The sequence below is a fragment of the Brevibacillus sp. M2.1A genome (genome assembly GCF_013284355.2).
GTDB lineage: Bacteria > Bacillota > Bacilli > Brevibacillales > Brevibacillaceae > Brevibacillus.
Genome location: NZ_JABSUY020000001.1, coordinates 4,098,932 through 4,123,133 on the forward strand (window position 1 = coordinate 4,098,932; position 24,202 = coordinate 4,123,133).

At 45.8% G+C, this 24,202-nt stretch carries 27 protein-coding genes; 10 read left to right on the top strand and 17 right to left on the bottom strand.

Annotated features, from left to right (window positions below; translation table 11 throughout):
- Window positions 1–32 precede the first annotated feature (32 nt).
- Window positions 33–1,604: an ABC-F family ATP-binding cassette domain-containing protein gene (locus tag HP567_RS19520; RefSeq protein WP_173607893.1), complete on the bottom strand. Its 1,572-nt coding sequence runs from the start codon at window positions 1,602–1,604 to the stop codon at window positions 33–35.
- A gap of 38 nt (window positions 1,605–1,642) precedes the next feature.
- The gene (locus tag HP567_RS19525; RefSeq protein WP_173607894.1) at window positions 1,643–2,500 is read right to left on the bottom strand and encodes a HEPN domain-containing protein; all 858 of its coding nucleotides are present in this window, start codon (window positions 2,498–2,500) and stop codon (window positions 1,643–1,645) included.
- A 234-nt stretch (window positions 2,501–2,734) separates the two neighbouring features.
- Here HP567_RS19525 and HP567_RS19530 point away from each other — a divergent pair, with 234 nt between their 5' ends.
- A complete protein-coding gene (locus tag HP567_RS19530; protein ID WP_173607895.1) occupies window positions 2,735–2,884 on the top strand; it encodes a small acid-soluble spore protein P in 150 nt (49 codons plus the stop codon).
- A gap of 129 nt (window positions 2,885–3,013) precedes the next feature.
- Window positions 3,014–3,769 (top strand): hypothetical protein, encoded by a 756-nt coding sequence (locus tag HP567_RS19535; protein ID WP_173607896.1) that lies wholly within the window; start codon window positions 3,014–3,016, stop codon window positions 3,767–3,769.
- Here the strand turns inward: HP567_RS19535 and HP567_RS19540 are convergent.
- The 5 genes from HP567_RS19540 to pdhA form a co-directional block, all read right to left on the bottom strand.
- Window positions 3,764–3,925, bottom strand: a complete 162-nt coding sequence (locus HP567_RS19540) for an aspartyl-phosphate phosphatase Spo0E family protein (protein WP_173607897.1) — start codon at window positions 3,923–3,925, stop codon at window positions 3,764–3,766. The genes HP567_RS19535 and HP567_RS19540 overlap by 6 nt on opposite strands.
- A 122-nt stretch (window positions 3,926–4,047) precedes the next feature.
- On the bottom strand, window positions 4,048–5,457 hold the full coding sequence (gene lpdA / locus HP567_RS19545) for a dihydrolipoyl dehydrogenase (protein ID WP_016743458.1): 1,410 nt from the start codon (window positions 5,455–5,457) through the stop codon (window positions 4,048–4,050).
- Between the two features lie 6 nt (window positions 5,458–5,463).
- Complete coding sequence (locus HP567_RS19550) at window positions 5,464–6,852, bottom strand: dihydrolipoamide acetyltransferase family protein (protein ID WP_173607898.1); 1,389 nt, start codon at window positions 6,850–6,852, stop codon at window positions 5,464–5,466.
- Between the two features lie 101 nt (window positions 6,853–6,953).
- Complete coding sequence (locus HP567_RS19555) at window positions 6,954–7,934, bottom strand: alpha-ketoacid dehydrogenase subunit beta (protein WP_047067643.1); 981 nt, start codon at window positions 7,932–7,934, stop codon at window positions 6,954–6,956.
- Between the two features lie 3 nt (window positions 7,935–7,937).
- The gene (pdhA, locus tag HP567_RS19560; RefSeq protein ID WP_015891588.1) at window positions 7,938–9,023 is read right to left on the bottom strand and encodes a pyruvate dehydrogenase (acetyl-transferring) E1 component subunit alpha; all 1,086 of its coding nucleotides are present in this window, start codon (window positions 9,021–9,023) and stop codon (window positions 7,938–7,940) included.
- Window positions 9,024–9,351: 328 nt separating this feature from the next.
- Between pdhA and HP567_RS19565 the strand changes: the two genes are divergently transcribed.
- Complete coding sequence (locus HP567_RS19565) at window positions 9,352–10,086, top strand: alpha/beta hydrolase (protein ID WP_173607899.1); 735 nt, start codon at window positions 9,352–9,354, stop codon at window positions 10,084–10,086.
- A 3-nt stretch (window positions 10,087–10,089) separates the two neighbouring features.
- On the opposite strand, the gene HP567_RS19570 is transcribed toward HP567_RS19565, so the two are convergent.
- From HP567_RS19570 to ltaE, 3 genes are all read right to left on the bottom strand, one after another.
- Window positions 10,090–10,287 carry a hypothetical protein gene (locus tag HP567_RS19570; protein WP_047067647.1) on the bottom strand — a complete coding sequence of 66 codons (198 nt, stop codon included), beginning with the start codon at window positions 10,285–10,287 and terminating at the stop codon, window positions 10,090–10,092.
- A gap of 133 nt (window positions 10,288–10,420) precedes the next feature.
- A complete protein-coding gene (locus HP567_RS19575; RefSeq protein ID WP_173607900.1) occupies window positions 10,421–12,064 on the bottom strand; it encodes a peptide ABC transporter substrate-binding protein in 1,644 nt (547 codons plus the stop codon).
- Window positions 12,065–12,293: 229 nt separating this feature from the next.
- Window positions 12,294–13,319, bottom strand: a complete 1,026-nt coding sequence (gene ltaE / locus HP567_RS19580; protein WP_173607901.1) for a low-specificity L-threonine aldolase — start codon at window positions 13,317–13,319, stop codon at window positions 12,294–12,296.
- 124 nt (window positions 13,320–13,443) lie between these two features.
- Here ltaE and HP567_RS19585 point away from each other — a divergent pair, with 124 nt between their 5' ends.
- Window positions 13,444–13,746 (top strand): HesB/IscA family protein, encoded by a 303-nt coding sequence (locus tag HP567_RS19585; RefSeq protein WP_015891593.1) that lies wholly within the window; start codon window positions 13,444–13,446, stop codon window positions 13,744–13,746.
- A 61-nt stretch (window positions 13,747–13,807) separates the two neighbouring features.
- On the opposite strand, the gene HP567_RS19590 is transcribed toward HP567_RS19585, so the two are convergent.
- The 4 genes from HP567_RS19590 to yneA all read right to left on the bottom strand — a co-directional run bounded on the left by HP567_RS19590 (window position 13,808) and on the right by yneA (window position 17,168).
- Window positions 13,808–16,057 (bottom strand): HelD family protein, encoded by a 2,250-nt coding sequence (locus HP567_RS19590; RefSeq protein WP_173607902.1) that lies wholly within the window; start codon window positions 16,055–16,057, stop codon window positions 13,808–13,810.
- Between the two features lie 39 nt (window positions 16,058–16,096).
- Window positions 16,097–16,462, bottom strand: coding sequence for a fluoride efflux transporter CrcB (gene crcB, locus HP567_RS19595; protein ID WP_173607903.1), 366 nt, complete (start codon window positions 16,460–16,462; stop codon window positions 16,097–16,099).
- A gap of 96 nt (window positions 16,463–16,558) precedes the next feature.
- Window positions 16,559–16,756 carry a DUF896 domain-containing protein gene (locus tag HP567_RS19600; protein ID WP_007718933.1) on the bottom strand — a complete coding sequence of 66 codons (198 nt, stop codon included), beginning with the start codon at window positions 16,754–16,756 and terminating at the stop codon, window positions 16,559–16,561.
- Window positions 16,757–16,832: 76 nt separating this feature from the next.
- Window positions 16,833–17,168, bottom strand: coding sequence for a cell division suppressor protein YneA (gene yneA, locus HP567_RS19605; RefSeq protein ID WP_173607904.1), 336 nt, complete (start codon window positions 17,166–17,168; stop codon window positions 16,833–16,835).
- Between the two features lie 162 nt (window positions 17,169–17,330).
- Here yneA and lexA point away from each other — a divergent pair, with 162 nt between their 5' ends.
- Entirely contained in the window at window positions 17,331–17,954 is a 624-nt protein-coding gene (gene lexA, locus HP567_RS19610) for a transcriptional repressor LexA (RefSeq protein ID WP_007718939.1), read from the top strand.
- A gap of 50 nt (window positions 17,955–18,004) precedes the next feature.
- Here lexA and HP567_RS19615 read toward each other — a convergent pair whose 3' ends face one another.
- Entirely contained in the window at window positions 18,005–18,490 is a 486-nt protein-coding gene (locus HP567_RS19615; RefSeq protein ID WP_088907929.1) for a DUF456 domain-containing protein, read from the bottom strand.
- A 108-nt stretch (window positions 18,491–18,598) separates the two neighbouring features.
- On the opposite strand from HP567_RS19615, the gene HP567_RS19620 reads away from it, so the two are divergent.
- A complete protein-coding gene (locus tag HP567_RS19620) occupies window positions 18,599–19,174 on the top strand; it encodes a DUF4269 domain-containing protein (protein WP_173607905.1) in 576 nt (191 codons plus the stop codon).
- On the opposite strand, the gene HP567_RS19625 is transcribed toward HP567_RS19620, so the two are convergent.
- Together HP567_RS19625 and HP567_RS19630 are read right to left on the bottom strand one after the other, a co-directional pair.
- Window positions 19,171–19,860 (bottom strand): SOS response-associated peptidase, encoded by a 690-nt coding sequence (locus HP567_RS19625; protein ID WP_173607906.1) that lies wholly within the window; start codon window positions 19,858–19,860, stop codon window positions 19,171–19,173. The genes HP567_RS19620 and HP567_RS19625 overlap by 4 nt on opposite strands.
- A gap of 82 nt (window positions 19,861–19,942) precedes the next feature.
- Complete coding sequence (locus HP567_RS19630) at window positions 19,943–20,833, bottom strand: GNAT family N-acetyltransferase (RefSeq protein WP_173607907.1); 891 nt, start codon at window positions 20,831–20,833, stop codon at window positions 19,943–19,945.
- A gap of 526 nt (window positions 20,834–21,359) precedes the next feature.
- On the opposite strand from HP567_RS19630, the gene HP567_RS19635 reads away from it, so the two are divergent.
- The 4 genes from HP567_RS19635 to HP567_RS19650 all read left to right on the top strand — a co-directional run bounded on the left by HP567_RS19635 (window position 21,360) and on the right by HP567_RS19650 (window position 24,180).
- Window positions 21,360–22,598, top strand: coding sequence for a YncE family protein (locus HP567_RS19635; RefSeq protein ID WP_229088082.1), 1,239 nt, complete (start codon window positions 21,360–21,362; stop codon window positions 22,596–22,598).
- Between the two features lie 42 nt (window positions 22,599–22,640).
- Window positions 22,641–22,805, top strand: coding sequence for a hypothetical protein (locus HP567_RS19640; protein WP_173607908.1), 165 nt, complete (start codon window positions 22,641–22,643; stop codon window positions 22,803–22,805).
- 315 nt (window positions 22,806–23,120) lie between these two features.
- A complete protein-coding gene (locus tag HP567_RS19645; RefSeq protein WP_007718970.1) occupies window positions 23,121–23,384 on the top strand; it encodes a CD3324 family protein in 264 nt (87 codons plus the stop codon).
- Window positions 23,385–23,541: 157 nt separating this feature from the next.
- Window positions 23,542–24,180: a FusB/FusC family EF-G-binding protein gene (locus HP567_RS19650; RefSeq protein WP_173607909.1), complete on the top strand. Its 639-nt coding sequence runs from the start codon at window positions 23,542–23,544 to the stop codon at window positions 24,178–24,180.
- Window positions 24,181–24,202: the final 22 nt, after the last annotated feature.

Sequence of the window (24,202 nt, forward strand, 5' to 3'; positions counted from 1 at the left end):
GTCTCCCAATGGGTGGCTGCCTGTTTTTGCTTTTACAATTTAATCGGAGTTTTTGCCTGCTCCAAACTCCATTTCTCAACATCCCACGTCTGTGTAACCCAATCCTCATAAAATTCAGGTTCGTGGCATACGAGAAGGACGGTTCCTTTGAATTCCTTCAAAGAGCGTTTCAACTCTTCCTTGGCAACGACATCCAAGTGGTTCGTCGGCTCGTCAAATACCAACCAGTTGCTCTCACGCTGCAGTAATTTACAGAGACGAACTTTTGCTTGCTCGCCCCCGGACAGAGCGTTCAGGTTACGATTGATATGCTCATTTTTCAAGCCACAACGTGCCAGCGCCCCGCGAACTTCATGGTTATTCATGGAAGGGAATTCATTCCAGACATCATCGAGTGCAGTAATTGGCTTCGCCTTTACTTCTTGCTCGAAGTAAGCCGGATGGAGGAAATCGCCTTTCTCCAGCTTTCCACCCAGCGGAGGAATTACGCCCAGCAACGTTTTCAGCAGTGTAGACTTACCGACACCGTTCATGCCGACAATCGCTACTTTTTCACCGCGCTCCAGCTTCACACTAAGCTTTGGCAGCAAAGGATGTGAATATCCGATCTCCAAGTTTTCAGCTTCGATGACAAAACGGCTACTTGCCCGGGATTCCTTAAAGATAAACGAAGGTTTCGCTGCTGATTCCGGCTTGTCAATGCGATCCATTTTATCGAGTTGCTTTTGACGGCTCTTCGCGCGGCCGGTAGTAGACGCACGTGCCTTATTGCGCGCAATAAAGTCTTCCATTTTTGCGATTTCTTCCTGTTGCTTCTCAAATGCGTCAAAGTGCTGACTGCGTTTCATCTCAGACTGTGCCAAGAAGGATTCGTAGTTCCCTGTGTAACGATTCAACTTGGTAAATTCCAAATGATAAATCACATTCACAACTTCGTTCATGAAGGTCGTGTCATGGGAAATCAGCATGAAGGCATATGGATATTCCTTCAAGTAGTTTTTTAGCCATACGATATGCTCTTCATCCAAGTAGTTTGTCGGCTCATCCAACAAAAGAACGGTTGGTTTTTCCAGCAGCAATTTTGCCAAAAGAACCTTGGTACGCTGGCCACCAGAGAGGGAGGCAACATCGCGCTCCAAACCGATTGCACTCAAGCCCAAAGCGTTGGCAATTTCATCTACTTTTGCATCGATCAAATAAAAGCCGCTTGTTTCCAGCTTGTCTTGAATTTCGCCCATGCGTTCCAGTAATTCTTCCAGTTCCTCTGGAGATGCCTCGGCCATCTTTTCACCAATCGTCATCAATTCAGCTTCTTGCTCTAACAGCGGCAGGAAAGCGTCCTTAAGTACGTCGCGAATCGTTTTACCAGCTTGCAGCTTGGTATGCTGATCCAAATATCCGTATTCGATTTTGGGCATCCATTCAACACGACCGTTATCAGGCAAATTTTGGCCTGTCAAAATTCCCATCATCGTTGATTTTCCGGTACCATTTGCGCCTACCAGTCCTACACGGTCATTCGGTTGCAAACGGAAAGAAACATCACGAAACAAAACACGGTCCCCAAAACCATGGGACAAATTCTCTACAATCAAAACACTCATGCTCTATTCTTCCTCCTGATCTGTTTCCTCTATGAGGCTTACAACAAAATTCTTTCAAAAAAAGTAGGCGCGTACCTTGCCACATAAGATTCGCCCGTAAATACCAATTCGTCCAGCCGGACACGCATTTCTTGAAGGTTGACACTTTCCCCGGCGATGTTCAAAATTGCGGCTCTTGTCAACGCCCTCAGAATCGTGACTTCTGTAGCCAGCTTGTCACCGAACAGCTTGCCGCTATGCACAATCTCTGAGCGATGATTGTACGATTTTTTTACAAACTGTGCAATCCGTTCACGCTGCAAGGCGGTTTCTCCAAAATAGTACGCCATTCGGACACGCAATTTATAGGTAATCTCGCCTTTTTTGCCATCGGGAACGAACAATGATTCTAATGCAATCCACAGATCCAACAGCTGATCCTCGTAGTTTTTCTTCTCCAGTGAGAGCGCATAGCGACGAAAGGCAAGGGATGGCAGCTTCTGTTCAACTAAAGAAGAAAAAATGTCAGCCGTTTCATCATCAAATGTGTACTTATCACCATCAAGTGATCGTTTCAAATACGTAATGCCATACATATTGCCACTGACTGTGATGATGTAAGGAATCGAACAAGTCCCTGTTGTGGACGCTAGATTCAGCTTACTTTCGATTTCTTCAATCCACACCCGATCATCCGTTACTTTCATCTCTTCGTGATCCCCAACTAAAAATAAACTGCTGGGATCTACACGCAAATCAAAGGTTCGCTTGTTCTCGTCCATCTCATTGCGCAAGAAACGAGACGCGATCTCATATGGCCTCTTTGCGCCTGATATGAGCGTGTACGAATTAGGCAAATCGATCCGAACGGGCTGTGCTGTTGTTGAATTGAATACGGGGGCGATTAAGACCGGCATAGTTCTCGCTCCTTCCAGACCAGCAGAGCTCGTTTATTGTTTACATAATAAATATTATGTTCTATAAACAGTATCGTGCCATTCTGTAGTTTTGACAACATATCAATTCCTTCTAAATGTGGACATGCTTCCTCACCATACCAGTTTGGAACAACCTCATTATAGAATACCAGCATTTCCTATGGTTCGTCATCATGTGTTTACGCCAAACTAGGTAAAGAAGGAGTTGATTTTATGGAAAAGGACCATATTCTTGATGAAAATCCGCATCAAACTTACAATAATGTAGCTCAACCGCTGGAACAGACCGGCGAACCCCAGTCCGGCTCTAAAAAAGTGAAGCAGCAAAATCATTCGCGCGCTATTCGAACACGAGAAGGATAATGAATGACACCCGGCTCCATTGCAGTCGGGTGTCTTTACTCTTCCTTTTTTTTACATCGAAAAAGATTGAATTGTCCCACAAGGATGAACTATGATAAATTTAGTATCCTTGATGGAGGTTAAGTGAAGATGATCACCATTCCACTTCCGGGCAACCATAGCCCTCTTTCCAATTTGATCAGCTATAGTGTTTCGCCGCTGTACGAGATGGCTGCCAGTTTGTATACACTCGCCCAAGAGACACCTCCCGAGCGATTTGCTTTTTGGACCGAAGAAAAATTAGAGCAGTTTGAGTCTGCCCGTCTTTTAAAAGAATGGGGCTATTTGGTCCCCCTCTTTCGATATGGGATCCCTGACTCATTTGACCCCCTACATACAAAAGGCGTGATGGCTGTCGATGATCAATATGAGTACTTCGTAACACTTCCCACTGATCATTTTTTGCGTAGCATCAAACCGATCTTGGAGGAGTGGATATTGCATCACGATTCTCCTGCAGTTGCTCTCGATTTAGAAGAGGATGCCGATTATGTGAAAGGCCGTTTCAGCCTGTTCGTTTCATCTTATTGGCAGCTATTTTTTGAGGCGAATTGGGAGGCGATTGCTCCAAAATTTGTTCGTGAAGCAGAACGGATTTATTACTCTTTACAAGGAATCGAATCCCTTACTACCTATCTGCAATCCATTTCTCCCGCCATTACCTACGATACGAAAACTCACCAGCTTACCTGTCCGAGTAATGGTCCTAGCTATGATGCACAGCATCTCATTCTTTATCCGAGCTATTATTATGCCCAAGAACCCGTGCTTACGAAAAAAGGCTGGAATGCTCATTTGCTTTATTCCATCTCGGGAGTACCCACTCAACCAAAAACGCCCTCATGAAGGGCGTTTTTCATGTTGCATATGTGCGACAATTAATTTATCTAATTGTTGGCTGATTCTCACGATTTCAGGGTCAAGAAAATTGTAACCTGAATCTTTCGCTGCGCGCTCCAGCCTTAGTCGCAAGTCATCAATCATCTTACTCATTGTTTCCATGCTGCAGGCCCCCACCTAACGTTGTCTCCCACTATTTTACATTATTTAAGAACAGGTGGAAAGGGTAAGATGTGGAAGAAAAAGCCTTGTACCCATTTCTGGCACAAGGCTTTTCCCGCTTCCTATTTCATGACGTGGATCGGACGACCCAGAGCCAATTCAGCAGCTTCCATTGTTACTTCACCCAGTGTTGGATGTGCGTGGATGGTCAGCTCGATATCTTCGAGTGTTGCGCCCATTTCGATCGCCAATCCGATCTCAGCGATGATGTTGGAAGCTTCAGGACCAACGATTTGCGCACCCAATACGAGATTCGTTTCTTTTTCTGCAATCAGCTTCACGTAGCCTTCGCCTGCATTTACAGACAGAGCGCGACCGTTTGCTGCGAATGGGAAACGACCTACAATGTAATCGATGCCTTTTTCTTTTGCTTCTTTCTCATTGATTCCAACGCTTGCGATTTCTGGATCGCAGAAGACAACCGCTGGAATCGCCTTGTAGTCCACTTCTGCTGGATGACCAGCAATCGCCTCAGCAGCAACCTTACCTTCGTAGGAAGCTTTGTGAGCCAGCGCAGGACCTGCTACGATATCCCCGATCGCGTATACGTTAGGAATGCTCGTGCGGCCTTGTTTGTCGACAACGATCAACCCACGGTCAGTCATGTTCATGCCGATATCGCGAATACCGAGTTCATCTGTATTCGGACGGCGTCCAACAGTAACGAGTACGTATTCCGCCTCGATTTTTTGTTGCTCGCCTTTTACTTCAGCAGTCACGATCACGCCGTTTTCTGTCTCTTCCATTCCTTGTGCCAATGCTTTTGTATGGATGGTAACGTCGAGCTTTTTCAGCTTGCGTTCCACCAAACGTGGCATGTCTGGCTCAAATCCTGGCAAGATTTGATCGGAACCTTCCAAAATTGTAACTTTTGTACCAAACTTCGCGAACACTGTACCAAGCTCGATCCCGATGTATCCACCGCCGATTACCACGAGGCTCTTCGGCAGTTCAGTCAAGGACAACGCTTCAGTAGAAGACATTACGCGTTTGCCAAACGGGAATGCAGGCAACTCAATTGGACGGGAACCAGTTGCAATGATGCAATGCTGGAAACGATAACGGTTGACATCATAACCGTGGAACACGCGTACTTCATTTTCACTTACGAACAGCGCTTCACCAGGGATTACCTGGATTTTGTGGCCTTTGAAAAGGGAGCCAACGCCACCAGTCAGTTGCTTCACGATGCCGCTCTTCCACTCTTGTACTTTGGCAAAATCCACTTTTACATTTTCCATGGTGATACCCATGGATTCTGTATGTTGCGTGTGCTCATATGTGTGTGCAGCGTGGATCATCGCTTTGGAAGGAATGCAACCTACGTTCAGGCACACGCCACCCAGCTCAGCTTTTTCCACGACAGCTACTGTTTTACCAAGTTGAGCGGCACGAATTGCTGCAACATATCCACCTGGACCGGCACCGATTACGAGTACGTCAACCTCTGTAGTAAATTCACCTACTACCATTGTCTCTTATCCCTCCATGACGAGCAGCGTTGGGTTTTCGAGGAGCTGCTTCACGTAGTTGACGAAACGCTGTGCAGGTTCGCCATCAACCAAGCGGTGGTCAAAGCTCAAAGACAGGTGCAACATTTGACCTACCGCGATTTCACCATTTTTCACAATCGGCTTTTCGCTAATGCGACCAACACCCAGAATAGCTACTTCTGGATAGTTAATGATAGGCGTGAAGAACATACCGCCCGCAGAACCGATGTTTGTGATGCTGAAAGTAGAACCTTTCAACTCATCAGCAGTTGCTTTGCGGTCGCGTGCTTTCTTCGCCAGCTCGCCGATTTCGCCTGCGATTTGGAAGATGGATTTGCTGTCAGCGGATTTCACAACTGGAACGAGCAAGCCGTCTTCTGTCGAGGTAGCGATACCGATGTTATAGTACTTTTTAAAGATGATTTCTTGTTTTTCATCGTCGATAGAAGCGTTGAGTTCTGGGAATTTCTTCAGACCAGCTACAACAGCTTTCACGATCATAGGCAGGTAAGTCAGCTTCACACCACGCTCTTCAGCAAGTGGCTTCGCATCTTTACGCATAGCAACAAGCGCTGTAACATCCACTTCGTCAAAGATTGTTACATGTGGTGCTGTGTAAGCAGATTTCACCATTGCTTTCGCGATTGCTTTACGCATACCTTTCAGCGGAACGCGCTCTTCCAGCTCGCCTGCTTGAGGTGTGTGGTGAACGGTTGGAGCCGCTGCTGCTTGTGCTACACCTGTAGCTGCTGCAGGTGCCTCTGTTACTTCTGTAGCTGCCACTGCTTGTGCAGTTGGCGCTGCTGCTCCGCCAGATACGAAGCGATCTACGTCTTCGCGTGTGATGCGACCCAATTTGCCTGTACCAGGTACATTAGCCAATTGAACGCCTTTTTCGCGAGCGTATTTACGAACGGAAGGTGTAGCCAACACATGCTTACGGTCAATTGGTGCCGCTACTGCTGTTGCAGTTGCTTGTGCCATTGGCGTTTCAAGAGTTTGGTTCGCATTTGCACTCACTTGGGAACCGATGTCGCAGCCTGGCTCCATTTTGTCTGCAGCTTGAGGCGCTGGTGCCGCTTCAGCAGCGTGGGAATCGCCATGCCCATGGTCTGGCAGGTTCGGAATTTCGCCTTCTACGTCAAACTCGATCAGTGGATCGCCGACTACAGAAACCGTACCCTCGGTTACTTTCAGATCGATAACTTTCCCTTTAACAGGCGACGGTACTTCTACAACCGCCTTGTCATTTTGTACTTCCATAATGACTTGGTCTTCTTCTACGGAATCTCCGGGCTGTACGTGCCATTTGACGATTTCGCCTTCATGGATACCCTCGCCGAGCTCCGGGAGTCTGAATGTAAAACGACTCACAGTATCTCCTCCTTATAACACTTCGCCATAGTAGTAAGCCTATATTTCCCAAAAGAAGGCGGAAAGCTTTCAACTTTTCCGCCATTATGTCCGTTTCTCAATTAAAAATCGAGGACTTGAGTCAGACCATCTACTACGCGTTTTACGTCAGGCAGCCATACATCTTCTGCTTGTGCAAACGGGTAAACGGTATCTGGTGCTGTAATACGCAGCACTGGTGCTTCGAGGTGCAAGATCGCACGTTCGTTGATTTGCGTGATAATTTCTGCCGCAACACCAGACGTTTTTTGTGCTTCTTGAACCACAATCGCACGATTTGTTTTCTTCACAGAATCCACGATCGTATCGATATCGAGTGGGCTGATGGTGCGCAGGTCGATTACTTCTACTTTTGCTCCACGCGCTTTCTCGATTTCTTCTGCTGCTTTCAGGCTGGTATGTACCATCGCACCATAGGTGATGATGGTAACATCGCTACCTTCTTTTACTACGTTTGCTTTGCCGAGTGGAATCGTGTACTCGCCTTCTGGAACTTCTTGACGGAAGGAACGGTACAGCTTCATGTGCTCAAGGAATACAACCGGATCGTTGTCGCGAATCGCGGAGATCAACAGTCCTTTTGCATCATATGGGTTGGAAGGGATAACCACTTTCAGACCCGGAGTTTGCATCATCAAGCCTTCCAAAGAGTCAGCATGCAGCTCAGGCGTTTTCACACCGCCACCAAATGGGGAGCGGAATGTAACTGGGCTCGTGAAGCGACCGCCGGAACGGTAACGCATACGAGTAGCTTGAGATGCGATTGCATCGAACGTTTCAAAAACGAAACCAAAGAACTGAATTTCTGCTACTGGACGGAAGCCGTTTACGGAAAGACCAACAGCCAAACCGCCGATTCCGGACTCAGCGAGCGGCGTATCGAAAACGCGTTGCTCGCCGAACTCAGCTTGCAGACCTTCTGTTGCACGGAACACCCCGCCGTTGTTACCTACGTCTTCACCGAAGACAAGAACGGTTTCATCGCGCTTCAACTCTACGCGCATTGCATCCGTAATGGCTTGAACCATTGTCATTTGTGCCATGGCTTATTTCGACTCCTTCGCCAGGAATTCTGCCTTTTGCTCTTCGAGTGCAGGCGGCAGTGTCTCAAACATTACATCGATCAGTTCGCTAACTTTCATCTTAGGTGTTTCGTCCGCTTTCTTGATTGCGTCCGCAACAGCTGCTTTCGCTTCTTCGATCACAGCTTCTTCGTCTTTTTCGCTCCAGAGGCCTTTTGCTTCGAGGAACTTGCGGAAGCGGATCAGTGGATCGCGCAGTTCCCACTCGCTTTGCTCTTCACCTGTACGGTAGCGAGTTGGGTCGTCACCAGCCATGGTGTGAGGTCCATAACGGTATGTCATTGCTTCGATCAGAGTCGCACCTTCGCCATTCACGCCGCGCTCTTTTGCTTGCTGAACTGCGTAGTAAACGGCGAGAATGTCCATACCGTCAACGCGTTCGCTAGCAATACCAGCCGCAACTGCTTTAACTGCGATATTTTCAGAAGCCGTTTGTTTTTCGAACGGCAGAGAGATCGCATAACCGTTGTTTTGGGAGAAGAAGATAACAGGCAGCTTGTATACACCTGCAAAGTTCATACCCTCGTAGAAATCACCTTGGGAAGTCGCACCGTCACCAAAGTAGTTGATCGCCACTTTCTTTTCACCGCGCAGCTTGTAACCCATTGCAACACCTGTTGCTTGTGTACATTGAGCCGCAATGATGATTTGTGGCATCAATACGTTTACACCTTCAGGAATTTTGCCGCCCTCGATGTGTCCGCGGGAATACAGGAATGCTTTGTGCATAGGGTAACCATGCCACACCATTTGTGGAATATCACGGTAGCTAGGCAGGACAAAGTCTTCTTTGGAAAGAGCAGCCTCGGAACCGATCATGCTTGCTTCTTGACCAGCTACTGGTGCATAGAAACCAAGACGACCTTGGCGGTTCAAGCTGATTGCGCGTTGGTCCCACACACGGGTAAATACCATTTTACGCATCAGTTCACGTAATTCATCATCGGAGAGCTTAGGCATCAAGTCAGGACGAACAACCGTACCATCCGGGGCAAGAATTTGCAGCGGGGCGTTGTTCTCTGTTTGTTCAACAGCAGTGGATACGCTCATCACATTCACCTCGTCACTAGAATAAGGGACTTCCTTTTTCCGCGTTGCTCTTTGTCGCCTCTATCTGAGCATCTGCTCGATGAGCGACGAATGCCATTCGCGGCGGAAGTGGCCCTGATAAAAACCAGAAGAAAGTTGCATGGTGCAAGAAAGGGCTTACAGCGCCGTTTGCAACACCCTGTTATATTGCAGTCAAAATACCTGTTTAATGTGTTACAGTATTGATATTACAGGGTTTATTTCCTCTCTGTTATCATTTACTATATAAGCTGTATCAGTTTTTTTCAAGGCTTAGTTTTTCATTTGAGCATACAGGGAGTGTGAATCGATGTCTGACTATGTAAAGCGAACCATCATAAAAGAAGAAGTGCCCAGCATCCACGTGGACACTCCCCGCTCGGTCAAAGTATACCTGCCGCCGGGGTACAATGAGCTTCTTTCTTACCCTGTTGTGTATTGCCAGGATGGGAACGACTTTTTTACGATGGGGCGAATCGCGACCATCTCCAATCAATTGATTCTGGAAGAAGGTATCGAACCCTATATCGTCGTCGGTGTTTCCGTCGACCGTAACAAACGCACGAGCGAGTATTCTCCATCTGGGTCGAGAAACGCAGCCTATCAGCGTTTTTTCACCGAAGAGCTGATTCCTTACATAGAGGAGCGTTATCCTGTGCGCCGTGATCCTGCTTCACGTGTGCTGGCAGGAGACTCTTTGGGTGGAACCGTTTCTTTGCATCTCGCATTAGAAAACCCAAACCTTTTTCCACAAGTACTCGCGCTGTCCGGGGCGTTTTTCCAAACGACACTCGACCCGCTTTTGGATCAGTCTAGTCTATCTTGGCTGCGAATTTGGATGGTCGTTGGCCTCGATGAGACATCTGTAGAAACAAGTGCGGGTACCTTCGACTTCGTTCAATGGAATCGCAAGGCAAAACAGATTCTTGAGGACAAGCAAGCAACCTTGTCGTATCGAGAAAAACCAGGGAATCACGTCTGGGGTTTGTGGCAAAAAGAGCTGCCTGACGCCTTGCGTTATTTCTTCCCGCCTCCACGCCTGTAACCATTACGAGCCATTGATTTCTTTGATGTCCTCGTACCCGTAGTACCGGCCATCCACCAGGAAAATGCCTTGGTGGTTGGCTTTTTCAATTTCGCCCGCAACCTGATTGGAATCGTTTAGGACGATGTTGACAATCTTGCTCTCATCCCGTTTCATTTGATTGAGAATGCGTTCTCGCTCTTTGGCCGAGATCATATCCATCCCTCTTTTCCCCTATGTTGGATAGCTATAGTATTTCATTGGCGGGTCTGAATTACACACAAGTGAGTCAACCGAACGGAACCAAAAAAAGCCTTGCCGCTCTCCAAGTTTCCGGATACGGCAAGACTCTTTTTTATTGTTCGATGGTAGTATATTTAAAGTCTCTACCACCAAACGGGTTGATCAAGAATCCTTTGACTTTGTCGTTTTTTATATACGGTCTTGCACCATAATACACAGGGGCAATCGGCATTTCCTCCATTAAGATGTTCTCTGCCTCACGCATGATCGCATTACGCTTCGCCGGGTCTTTTTCCAAGTAACTTTGGACGATTAGCTCTCTATATCTGTCGTTTTCCCAAGCAGCGTCGTTCGTGCCCACTGTTTTATCCTTGAAAATTTCCAGGAAATTGATAGGGTCGTTAAAATCAGCACCCCAATTTCGGTAGGCAAATTGATAGTTTTTGGAGCGCTTGTTTTGTAAAAAAACTTTTTCCTCCAAGCCACTGATTTTCACATCTACACCCAGGTTTCTTTTCCATTGATCCTGAAGAGCTTCAGCCAGTTTTTTCTGACGATCGTCACCCGAACCATATGTGTAGGTCACGTCAGGCAATGTCGAAAGCCCCAGCTCCTTTAACCCTTCAGCCAACAACTGCTTGGCTTTGTCTACATCCTCTTGAAAATAGTCATTTCCGCTGAGTTGCATCGAGGGCGGAACCCACGCAAAAGCCGCAGGCACCCCTGTCTGCACGATTCCATCTACAAGAGGCTGCCGTTGGATCGAATACGAGAAGGCTTGTCGAATCTTTTTATTCGTAAAAGGGGACACCGTTGTGTTAAAGGTAACTGCAACCGTGTTCGGATATGGTGCCATCACGATTTTTCCTTCCTCCTGCAAAGCAGGGATCACATCGACGGGCAACACGTAGGTAGGATGCCCTCCCCAATCCAAATCACCAGAATCAAACAACGCTTGAGCGGTGTTGGTATCAGTAATCATGCTCCAGACGATCTTGTCGAGCTTCACGGCATCTTTGTCATGATACTTCTCGTTTTTCACAAGGACCATTTTGTTTTTATGCTCCCACAGCTCCATTTTGAATGGGCCGTTGCCTACGTAGTTGTCTGGAGAAGCTGCCCAGTTCGGATGTGCCTCCAAGGTCTTTTTATGTAAAGGAAACAGTGTCGGGAAAGCCGTCAGCTCGTAAAAAAACGGAGCTGGCGAATTGAGCTTGACCTCTAATGTAAAATCGTCTAGTGCTTTTACCCCTACGTCTTCATGTGATCCTTTCCCAGTGTTAAACTCCTCTGCCCCTTTAATGAAATAAAGCATATAGGCATATTCGGACGCTGTCTTGGGGTCGAGATTTCTTTTCCAGGCGAACTCAAAGTCATGGGCGGTTACCGAATCTCCGTTGCTCCATTGCGCATTAGTTTTCAATTTGAACGTGTACGTCGTCAAATCCTCGGATACCGTATAACTGTCGGCAATCGCGTTGGCTATTTTCCCATCCGGTCCATAGCGAGTCAGTCCTTCAAAACAGGCAGTAATCACATCAAAGGAAGTGCCATCGGAAGCTAGTCCGGGATCTGCTGTCGGAGGCTCTCCACCGTCAGCATTCCAATTCAATACCATCTCTTTTCCCGTTGGCTTCGTTGGTTGAGATGCCTGCTCATTCGGTTTGTTCGTTACCCCCGTTTCACTTGTACTACATCCCGCTAAAACTTGAAGTAATAAGAAACTGCTCAAAATAAAGCTTATCCTCTTTCTCATCGAGACCATCCCCTTTGATTCCATTCGATTCCATACACCAGGAAACGCCTTTGCTTTATCACACTACCATGATAACGCAAGTGCAGACGAAACAAATCAGACGGTATGGCGAAAAACAGATCGTGTATAGACTCTTATTTTGTACAAATTGTCTAATTATTTTGAATTCGGTTTTAAGAAAAAGAAAAAGCCAGTCTTCCCTTCGACTGGCTACAGGCGGTTGAAACGATTACACCTTTTCCAATAATTGCTCGACTGCTGCAACGACGGTCTCGATATGTTGATCGGTAATGTGTCGATGCGTCGTAAAGCGAATGACATACTCGTCAAAATCAACAGCGAGCACTCCTTTTTCCTCCAAACGTTCCAAGAAGCCAACAGCTGTTTGTCCAATCGAGTCTGTATTTACCAGCACGATATTCGTCTCGACTTGCTCGACCTGAAGCGATAGCTGGCGCAAGCCTTTTGCCAATTGCTGTGCCCGTTCATGGTCTTCTGCCAATCGTTCGGTCATCCGTGTCAAAGCGATGATGCCCGGTGCTGCCAAATACCCTGCCTGACGCATCCCGCCTCCTAATTTTTTTCTCCACCATCTCGCTTCCTCGATAAACGCACGATCCCCAGCCAAAATGGAACCAACCGGAGCACTCAGCCCTTTCGACAAACAAATCTGAACGGTATCGGCAAAAGCGCTTAGCTCACTGACTGCAACACCTTGGGCGACAGCTGCATTGAAGAGACGAGCACCGTCCAAATGAACGGGAATACCTTGTTTTTGCGCGATAGCATAAACACTCTTCATTTGCGCGACAGAGATTACCGCCCCTCCAGCGCGATTATGTGTATTTTCGAGACAGATCAATTTTGTGCGAGGAAAATGGATATTGTTGCCCCGTATCGCCCTCTCTACCTCTTCAGCACGCAAAGCACCCCGTTCGCCAACCAGCGTCCTTGTCTGTACGCCGGCTAATGCCGACATAGCGCCGCCTTCATAGTAAAAAATGTGCGAATCCGCTTCCGCAATGACCTCGTCTCCATTGACACAGTGTGTCAAAACAGCGACCTGATTGCCTTGCGTGCCACTTGTTACGAACAGAGCCGCTTCCTTTCCGAGTATTTCAGCCGCGATTACTTCCAAACGATTGACAGTTGGGTCCTCTCGGTAAACATCATCACCAACCTCCGCTTCCGCCATTGCCCGAAGCATCTCCTCGGTTGGTTTCGTAACGGTATCACTACGCAAATCAATTTTCATAGATGACTCTCCTTCCACCCCGTTGTCATTCTCTACACATGTCGTAACACTTTCAACATTGCATCCTGAATTCCCTCTTGCTAAGATGGAAGGGTAACTTACATACAGTTAGGGGATTTGACCTGTGAAACTAAAAATCACTCGTAACGCTGCCAAACAATTGGCTCCAATTATCGAGCAAGAAGAAGACAAAGAATTGAAACTGCGCGTTTATATTACTCACGCTCATGGTGATCATGCCCACTACGGACTCGCTCTGGACAAGCCAACAGAAGAAGATGTGGTGATCTCGACTGACAAAGAGATCGATGTGATCGTGAAAAAAGATGAGCCATTACTGGATGGCGTTGTCATTGATTACCTCTTCTTGCCGCAAGAAGGTTTTGTGATTACCAACCCTTCCAAAGGCAACACAGGCGACCACTAAGATTGTACAGATAAACCCTCTGCTTTTTACAGGCAGAGGGTTTTCTTTGATGAGTCGATTCTTATTCGTCAGTAGCCATGGTGTACAGCGCTGTCGGTAAATCTTTCAGCAACGGTGAAGAAACATCATCAACCTGCGTCATAACAAGCCGATGGACCGGACGTGTCATCGCGACGTACAACAGTTTCGCATCCCATTCATTATTTTGATAGGCATCCACATCCAGTATAATGACCACATCGAACTGCAAGCCTTTTGTTAAAAAAGCAGGCATGACGGTTACGCCACCGGGAAATTGGTTATCCTTGCTGCCTAACAGAGTCAGATCAGCTATTTTGTCTTGCAAGCCTTTATGGGCTTTTTTACTCGCTTGTATGGTTTTCGCTACAATGGCAATCGTTTTGAAGCCTTCCGACTGGTAGGCAGCCACACGTGAAGAGATGTCCTCCCATAGTTGCGCTCGTGAACGAGCCTTGACCATGATTGGTTTTTCACCATGTCGCAAAACCGGTTTTGCCAATACCGTCTCGGGCAATTCAATTTGCCGCAACACTTCATTGGCGCAGCGCATGATCTCAATTGTCGAACGATAACTTTGCGACAACGTATAATAGGAAGGAAACAGCTGGGCAAAAATCCCCTTCGTCAACTCTTCCCAGGCATGAATCCCCCGGTAGCTATGGATGCCTTGCGCAATATCTCCCACGATTGTGAGCGAGTTTCGCTTGGTTGCCAATGCAATGACGGCTATTTCTAACGCACTCAAGTCTTGTGCTTCATCCACGACCGTATGATCAAAATGCTCCGCTTTATTCATTCCTTCAACAATATGCTGCAAGTATAGCAGTGGAGCGATATCTTCCGGCTCCAATCTCTCCTCTGCAAACAGCGCAGCACTTGACTGCGTCACATCACGCACCACTTCGTCTGAAATATCAGCAGGTACGAGCTTGCGCAGCAATTCCTCGTCAGCAATCAATTCGCGATAAGCTGCGAAAATTTCCAGTCTTGGAAATGAAGTCAGGTACGTATCCAGGATTTGCTCCAGCATTTTCTCGAATTTGTACAAGCCTTCTTTGTCCAAATCGACTTTTCGTTCTCGCAAATGGGCAAATAATTGCTTGTTCATTTCTTGTTTCAAATGCTTACGAAGAGCTTCTACCCGTCGATGATACGGCATATTGGCGAATTGCTCCAGGAAGCATTGGCGAATAAAATCACCCGGAATGGAAAAGACTTGTTTCGTTTTATTGTATAAAAAGCTGAGTTTCTTAAAAGGAATTCTCGTTTCGACGATATGCCGGATATATTGCTCCAGCGCCTCCCGACAAGCGAGCGATCCTTTGAAGCGAAGCCTGTTTCGCGTCATTTCTTGCTGGCGCTCATCCTGCCCCTCTTCAAAGAACAATTGCAGAGGCTTATCCGGACTCACGATTCTCCATCCTTTTGGCAGCAGAGGTTTCACGAGACGCGCTGCCCAATCCACAAAGGTAGACTGCTGAACGTCATCGACTCCCAACTCAGGCAAAACCTCGGATATATAGGTAAGAAACATCCGGTTTGGTGCGAACACCATGAATTTTTTGGACATCATGGAATCCTGATAGTTATATATCAAATAGGAGAGTCGGTGCAGCGCAATGGTCGTTTTTCCGCTCCCCGCTACTCCTTGCACAACGATGGGCCGTTCTTTTTCCGCCCGGATAATATCATTTTGCTCGGATTGAATCGTAGCGACGATGTCTTTTAGCCTGCTATCGTTCGCCTGATTCAGATTGGCTGCCAAAAATTCATCAATGAAGCCCTCTTGCAAAAACTCGTCAGGATGCCCCATTTCGCGGTTAATCGTTTCTTTTACCGCTCCATCATAGATGCCGACGATCTTACCGTCTTCAATCGCAAAATTACGCTTTAAGCGAACTTCACCTCGCACGATCTCTCGTCCCATTCGATAAAACGCGTCTTTGCTCTCACCGGAATAATAAAGACTGGCGATAGGCGCACGCCAATCCACGACGACAGAATCAAACGTATCGCTGCGTACAATTCCCCGTTTTCCTATGTAGACCTGATCCAGCTCGTAGATCTCATCTTTCAAGAAGTCCACTCTGCCGAAATAAGGCTTCTCTCGCCCCTGATCTTCCAGGTAACGCAAATCCTTTGCCTTTTTATAGTTAACGACCTGTTTCACATAGTCATCTGTCGCCTCGCGAATATCATTGCGAAGCTGCTCCATTTCTTCGTCAATCGCCGAAATTGTTTCATCCAGCTTTTTTTGTTCCCATTCATAATCACGATGCTGTGTACTCACCTTCATTCCCCCTCACATGTATCGTGTCCATTGAACGTATCAGGACCATTGCCTACCCAGCCATATTCCAACCGCACAAGAAAGTAGCCCGACTCCCAAACTGAGAAGAGCGTACAAAGTGCCACGCAACAGGTGGCCTTCTCCCCAAAAAGTGACCACTTCCAAGGAAAAGCTAGAGAAAGTCGTAAATCCTCCCATGACCCCCGTTGCAAATAAGAGATAGAGTGTTGGAGATAATATGCCACGTTCTTTCCCCAGCACGAACAAGATGCCGATGATCAACGATCCACAAACATTGGCGATCCAGGTTCCCCATGGCCATCCCGGCTGATTCGCAAGCAAAGACAATAGGTAGCGCAAAAGAGAGCCAACTGCTCCTCCAACCGCTACAGCTATCCACGCCATCGCTTTCCCTCCCTGGCAATCAAAGCGTTATGTATGTCACAGAAAAAGACACCCTAGCGTCAAGCGAGGATGTCTGTCGTATCAGTAATTGTTATCTTACTGTTTTGGCTTATTTTCTTCAAGGTCTTCCACATAACGGATGGAATCCAAATTAGCTCTCAATGAAAGCTTAACGGCGTCAATGTACTTTTGGCGCAATGCTTTTTGTTCGAGCTTTTCTTCTTCAGTCAAACCTTCTTCGCGAGATTTTTTGACCAATTCATTAATGCGTTTAATTTCTGCGTCAGATACCACTGCTGGTTCCTCCCACTCTGTAGTAGTGCCGCTTCATTATACCACATTCGAATGATCCCGCAAGACAGCCGAACACTTACGGCATATCAGGCATGATCAGAGTCTGACCCGGGTAAATCCTGTTGCTATCCAAACCGTTCGCTTCCTTGATTTCTATGATATAGTCACGAACATCTGTATGCTGATCTGAGTAGCGAACGGCTAACAACCATAGGCTATCTCCGGATTGTACGGTTACCTCAATGCCTTGTGGCTCCTCCATTGGCGAAGAAGCAAACACTAGTTCGGTCAACAAGTAAAAAAAGAGAATAAATGTAATAAGAAACAAGAGAGCTTGACCTCTCGTGATACCAAAACGAACACGACGTTCTTCTTTTTTCTCGAAACGATTACGTACTGTCGATGAATTCATGATAATGGCCCCCTTACAAACATACGTTCTGTCCTTTTGTAAACTCATAATAAATGAGAACGTATGTTCATGTCAACAATGAATCGAACTTATGTTTGTCGAACGCAAGCTCCCATGGTATAATATAGGAAAATATGTTCGAGAAATCAGGGGTGTCTTTCTATGTCAAAATTATCGAGTAGACAACAAGCCATCATCGAGTTCATACGAAAGGAAGTTCGTGATAAAGGATATCCGCCTTCTGTACGTGAAATTGGAGAGGCTGTCGGACTCGCTTCCAGCTCAACGGTACATGGTCATTTGGCACGTTTAGAGAAAAAAGGCCTCATTCGTCGAGACCCTACCAAACCTCGCGCCATCGAATTGCTATCAGATGAAGATCGTTTTCAAGACAATTTCGAAGACTCTGTCGTCCGTGTGCCCGTAATCGGAAAAGTAACTGCTGGACAACCGATTACAGCCATTGAGGATGTGGAAGAATACTTCCCGCTTCCAGACAATATCGTGACTTCAGACAAGGTCTACATGCTGCGTGTCTCCGGGAACAGTATGATTGATGCCGGAATTCTCGACGGAGATTACGTCATTGTTCGCCAACAACACGTAGCGAACAATGGTGACATTGTCGTAGCCATGACAGAAGAAGACGAAGCGACCGTCAAAAGATTTTTCAAAGAAAAGAACCACTTCCGACTCCAACCGGAGAATGCCACAATGGAACCGATCATTCTGGAGCATGTCACCATTCTCGGTAAAGTCATCGGTGTCTATCGCCTCATTCACTAGTTTCCACGTAAAAAAGGACAGCCTCGGCTGTCCTTTTCGTTTTCTATATGTTATCTGGCGATAAAAAACCAGATGATCATCGTAACTTGCAAGATGACTTTTACGACCGCACTGCCCAAAAATCCGATCAGTGAACCTACCCCTGCTTTCACTGCTCGCTCCATCGATTGCTTCTGCACCATTAACTCTACGAGAACGACGAATACAAACGGCAAGATCAGCATACCAAACGGTGGAAACACGAAAATCCCGAGGATAATTCCGACCGCAGCGGCAATGGACGACCATTTTGACCCCCCATACTTTTTCACGAAGTACATGTTCGTCAGCAAGTCAGCACCGTAAAGTAGAATGCTTAGAACGACCATTCCCCACCAAAAGGATGCCGGCAATCCCGCTCCCGGATCTGCAATAAAAAAGTGATAGAGTAAAAAGCCCGCCCACAGCAAGATCGTATCAGGTAAAACGGGTAAGAAAATTCCTGCGATGCTAAGCAAGAACAATAACACAACTACGACCCACAAAAATATTTCCATCCACTACACTCCCTTCATTTAGGTATACGAGTGATTACCGATTTCGTTGCGTACTTATTCACTTTTGTCTAAACTATTTTAAAAGAAACTAGACATGGAGGTTGTCCCATGAGAAATTGGCATGATCTCTCTTACCTGGGCAGAGGAACATCGCGCCAAAAAGCGGCGTTGGAAGCAATTCAACAGACGCACATCATGGAAGTACTATCCGATTACCGTCCAGTGCTTGCCGGAACCATCCCATTGAACATTGACGTTGTAGGAAGTGATCTGGATATTATTTGCGAGAGTCATGATTTGCATCAGTTTGAGCAGGTTGTTCGTAAAGCGTTTGGCTGTTTGCCTGGATTTGAAGTGACTCAACTAGATATAAAAAGTATTCCCACGTGCGTTATCTCTTTTTTCACAGCTGACTTTTGGTTTGAATTGTTTGCTCAACCGTTAGCTGTCGAAAAGCAAAATGCCTATCGTCATATGGACATCGAAGCACGATTGCTAGAAATAGGGGGCATGGATGCATACCAACACATCAGAGCTCTGAAGCAAAGCGGCATCAAAACCGAGCCTGCATTTGCTCGATACTTTCATATTCCAGGTAGTGATCCATATGAGGCCTTGTTGCAATTGGAATCGTTAACCGAACAGGAATTACGTGAAAGAGTTCATCTCCTACGAAAGGATTAATCTTCAAGCAAAGAGCCGACCTCTACTTCTTCAATACAGGAAGGATCATCATTTTTGGGGCTGCCCACTTTGGTAGATACCGGATACACCATCATCTCGCTGGAATCATAGGGGGTAAACAGTGACTGGAGCTGCAACCGATCATACTTCTCCCGATCAAGCCATAAGTCCTCGCCATCTTTCTTTAAGATGACAGGCATTCGCTCATAAATATTCTCCATGAGCTCATTCGCCTTTGTCGTAACAATCGTACAGGTATGTACTTTTTCTCCCTCTTGATTCGTCCACGTATCAAACAGGCCAGCAAAAGCGAATGGTTCCCCGGTTTTCAACATGATCCGCATCGGTTGTTTCCCTGAAATGGTGTTCATCCACTCATAAAAGCTGTCGGCAGGAAGGATGCATCGCTTTCGGGCGAAAAGCTGTTTGAATGCTGGCTTTTCATTTAATGTCTCGCAACGCGCATTGATCATTTTGTAGCTGCTCTTCTCATCGGCAGACCACGACGGTACTAGCCCCCATCTCAACTGACCCATACGCCGTTCGCCGCGATCTGCAATAATCGCTGGAATGAACTGACCCGGTGCAATATTGTACCGTGGCTTTGCATCAAATGGAATGACTTCGATTTGGAACCGTTCCTTCCATTTTTCCAAGTTCGTTACGAGAGTAAAACGACCGCACATGCTTTTCCCTCACATCCTTCCCTGGATGCCTGCTTTTCTCTTCTATTTTTACTGTTTCACCTGACGCGTCATTTCAAACCTTCTATGCGTGTGAAGTAAGCGGAAAACGAAAATGTTCTGCCTCTATTTTTAACGAGGGTCGAACAAATAAGACATCATCGGTCGTTGTCATCCATGCAGATTGGATCTTTTTATTCTCACTATCCGGCATGAAGTGAAATTGAATGTTTGAAGTCTCAGCCGTTACCAAATGAGAGATGACCGCTTCTATATCAACTGGTTCTTTGCTTACAAGATCAAATACACGCAGTTGGTCGTCTTCTCGTTCAAATAAGACAATCACATCCTCCTCTTCGAGATAATAGATCGCATCCCGAAAAACAAGCAAAAAGTAAAACATCAACAGATGCTCGCTATCCTTCACGCCTAGTCTCGATGAAACGGGGATTCTTTTAGCAGCAAATTCCTTCATAATATTAAAATCAGCCTCATTATCGACATCCAGCTTACGCAAGACCGATTTTTGTCCCACTTGCTTTTTCAGATCGGACGCCAATAAACGAAAACTACTTTCCAGTGCTCTCTCAAACCCGAACTTCGGATAAAAATCGAGCACGGTATCATTGGCATATAAATATATAAAATCGTATTCCTTCTCACGTGTTTCAAGAATATGATTCATCAATTTCGCTGCCAAGCCTTGGTTGCGATAGGCAGGATGCGTCATGACCGTTCCGATCTGAAGTGCCTTATACTCTTTCCCATTGCATGTCACGAGCATCTTACTGGCAGAAGCGTTCGCAATAACCTGTTCCCCATCCAAATAGGAATAGCAAACATAGTTGGCGTTCCAAAAACCCTTGTTATCCCATTCTTTAAAATCGAGCTGAAAGATCTGCTTGGCAAGGTCATTAAAGCTTTCCTTGTATGTTTCGATATGCTTGTAGTCGCTAATCAATCGATATTCACCCATGTAAAAACCTCCCATTCCATTGTTTGTGCTGTTTGTCATCATTCATTCCTCTTCAGCAATCCCTTCTTTCCAAATAAAAAAGACCACAAGAAGAATTCTCTTCTCATGGTCAAATTAATCGTTGTGATGAAGATACCTATCCCGAACAGAATAGATACCGTGCTCAAACGTGAAATTTGTTTAAATGAGATACAATGCCTTCTAATCGCTTTTGAAAAAAGGTATAAAAAAAGAAACAAAGGGGCGCCCTTCATTTGACCTTTTCCCATATAAAATTCATTCGAATTTTACTTAGCGATTATCAGTTTCATCATACTCAATCAAAACCTCTTTTCACGTTCATTACTGTAACTATATAGCAGTTTCCATGGACTGTAAATGTTTTATCACTTCATGATTTTTCTGAATGGAAAAGAGAAAAAATACGTCCTGCCATTTGTGCTTCTGTTACTTGTCAATCATCCATTTCAAAGCAGCCTCTCTTTCATAAACTGTGTTAACGATGTTGTTAAAGGGAGGGTTATACGTGGAACATCATAAGAAACAGAAAGGAAAAGAAAGGGAAGACAACAAAATCTATGTATACGCTGAGGAAGTGGAGATAAAAACAGGAAAAGTAAAGGGACACTCTCGCTGCTCCACTCCCGAAACAATTGGTTTTCAAAACCTGCGTAAAAAACTTGTCCACTGTATTGGACAAATCATATCCTTAATGATTAGAGGATGCTGTGAACCTATCGAAGGGCGTTTGACAAATGTTGAAAAAGGCATCCTCATTTTAGATGCGAGCCACGTGATCCTTATCTCTGAGGTCACTTCCTTTTCCCCTATCTTTATTGCCTATGTCACAAATTCAGGAGACGATCCGAATGATGATACCATATCCGTGATTAATACTTCAACGAACACGGAAATGGCAGCTCGCATTCCTGTTGGAGACAACCCTGTAGGAATTGCAATTACACCGGATGGTTCCCGTGTGTATGTAACGAATTCGTTTCATAACACTGTCTCGGTGATCAGCACCGCTACAAATACGGAAATCCTGCCGCGAATCGCTGTAGGAGACTTCCCATTCGGTATCGCCATCACTCCTGATTGTTCGCGTGCTTATGTAGCAAATTTGTTTGGTAATGATGTTTCCGTGATCAATCTCGCTACTAATAAAGAAATCCTGCCACGGATTCCGGTCGGAACGAACCCGGTTGATGTCGCAATCACTCCAGATGGATCACGTGTATATGTGACGAATTCCTTTAGTGATAACGTCTCCGTAATCAGAACTGCTACCAATACCGAAATCCTGCCACGAATCACTGTCGGTACGTTGCCCATATGTATTGAGATCACTCCAGATGGTTTGCACGCCTATGTGACAACTGGCGCTGGTGATGGGATTAGTGATTTCGTCTACGTCATTAACACTGCCACAAACAATGTTTCGGAGAACCCCATCCCGGTTGGGGATGCTCCCAGAGGGATCGCGATTACACCAGATGGTTCCCGTGCGTATGTTACCAACTTGTTCGACAATACTGTTTCCGTGATTAATACTGCTACTAACACAGTCATTGGGGCTCCAATTCCAGTGGGCTCAAGTCCTATTCGTATTGCGATCACTCCAGATGGTCTGCGTGCTTATGTGACAAATATTGATGAGAATACGGTCTCTGTGATCAACATTGTGACCAATACCGAAATCCTGCCACGGATTCCGGTTGGTGATTTCCCATTCGCAATCGCGATCACTCCGAATTGCCTCTAAATGTATCTTTACTTACTGTCTCCCGTGAAGGAGGGAAGGGAAATGAAAAAGCAAGACATTCTCCGGTTTATCGAGAAGGAGTTACAGGAAAATTCTGAAGCAACTAGCTTGGCAATCTCGCAAAAGTACAATATCCCGTTTATTCTCGCTGAAATCTATCAAATTAAGCTCAAAAACCTGTTATATAAAAAAGAGGGCAGACCATAAATCTGCCTTTCTTTCTGTCATTTTTGTAGGTATCGTTACACAAACAGGCCATTTTCTTATATAATTCAAATAGCCCCTTTCAAAAAAGGGGGACACCGTTTTTAAAATGGACCTCGAGGGGGGTGTACGAATGGCGAATGCACTCAATTTGCCACATACCGCAGCGGCTCATGCAAAGCCTAGAAATAGTAAGGCGATACTTTGCATGAGGTGGTCTTCCGTTTAAACGAATCATCGCCTTCATTTGCGTATCTCATTTCCTATTTCTTGGCTTTGCCCCTTATTTGCCTATCTATAAATAAGGAGCGAGCAGAAATGAAATGTGTAAAAGCAAACTTAATCCTTCCTGAATCGTTACTCGCGGAAATTCAAAAGTACGTGCAAGGAGAAACCATCTATATTCCAAAGACAAAAGTAACCCATCAAAAATGGGGGACGCGCACCGGCGGGAGAAAGCTCCTGGATGAGCGGAATACGGCTATTAAAAGCAGCTTTCGGGCCGGGACGGCTATTTCTCAGTTAGCGGAGGAATACTTTTTGTCTACCGAGACGATTAAAAAAATCGTGTATACCAAATAGACGTTTATAAAGCACTGACGACTTTTCCATTTAAGTTGTCAGTGCTTTTTTATGGCGAGTTTTTTTGGGAAATGTCCTCTCCCTTTCTCTTCGCTTGCAAACACGTTAAAGTAAAGAAGAACCCACCTAACAAGACAGAAACAGGAGGAACCGCAAGATGGAACCTTTTATCCATACGCATCAATATCACTTCATTAAATCACGCGTTCAAGCAATCATGAACGCCTATGCGACCAGTACCGATGTCAACGTGATTCGTGCTCGCAAAGAAATCGCCCACGAAGAAATCTTCCAATTGTTCCCAAACATGACGGAAGAACAAAAAGAGATTTTGCAACCGATTGACTCGATTAAAGAAAAGGCAGAAGGAAAACAATTTTTACATCAACTTTCACCATTTGTGATTCCCTTCCCTGCTCTCACAGAGTCTTCCATTAAGAAGCTCTTTCCGAAAGTAAAGAAGTTGAAAGTCTCGAACTTAGCTGAGATCGATTTTTCCGAAATCTCTTATGTGAGCTGGCTAGACACTTCTACGGAAAAGAAATTTATTGTTGCTTACCACGAAGGAAAACTGGTTGGCATACACGGACAGTTTACAAGCGTAAACAAAAAAGGCGTTTGTGCGCTCTGTAATCGCTTTGAGGAAATCGGCATGTTCGTCCTTGAAGCCAAAGGTTCTGGGGATGGAACGTATTTGAAAAAAGGAAACTACATTTGCCAAGACAGTGTGACGTGCAATCAAAATATCATTTCGCTGGATAAGCTGAACGATTTTATCTCTCTTATGGTGAAATAAGTCTGCAACGAAAATGAAAAAG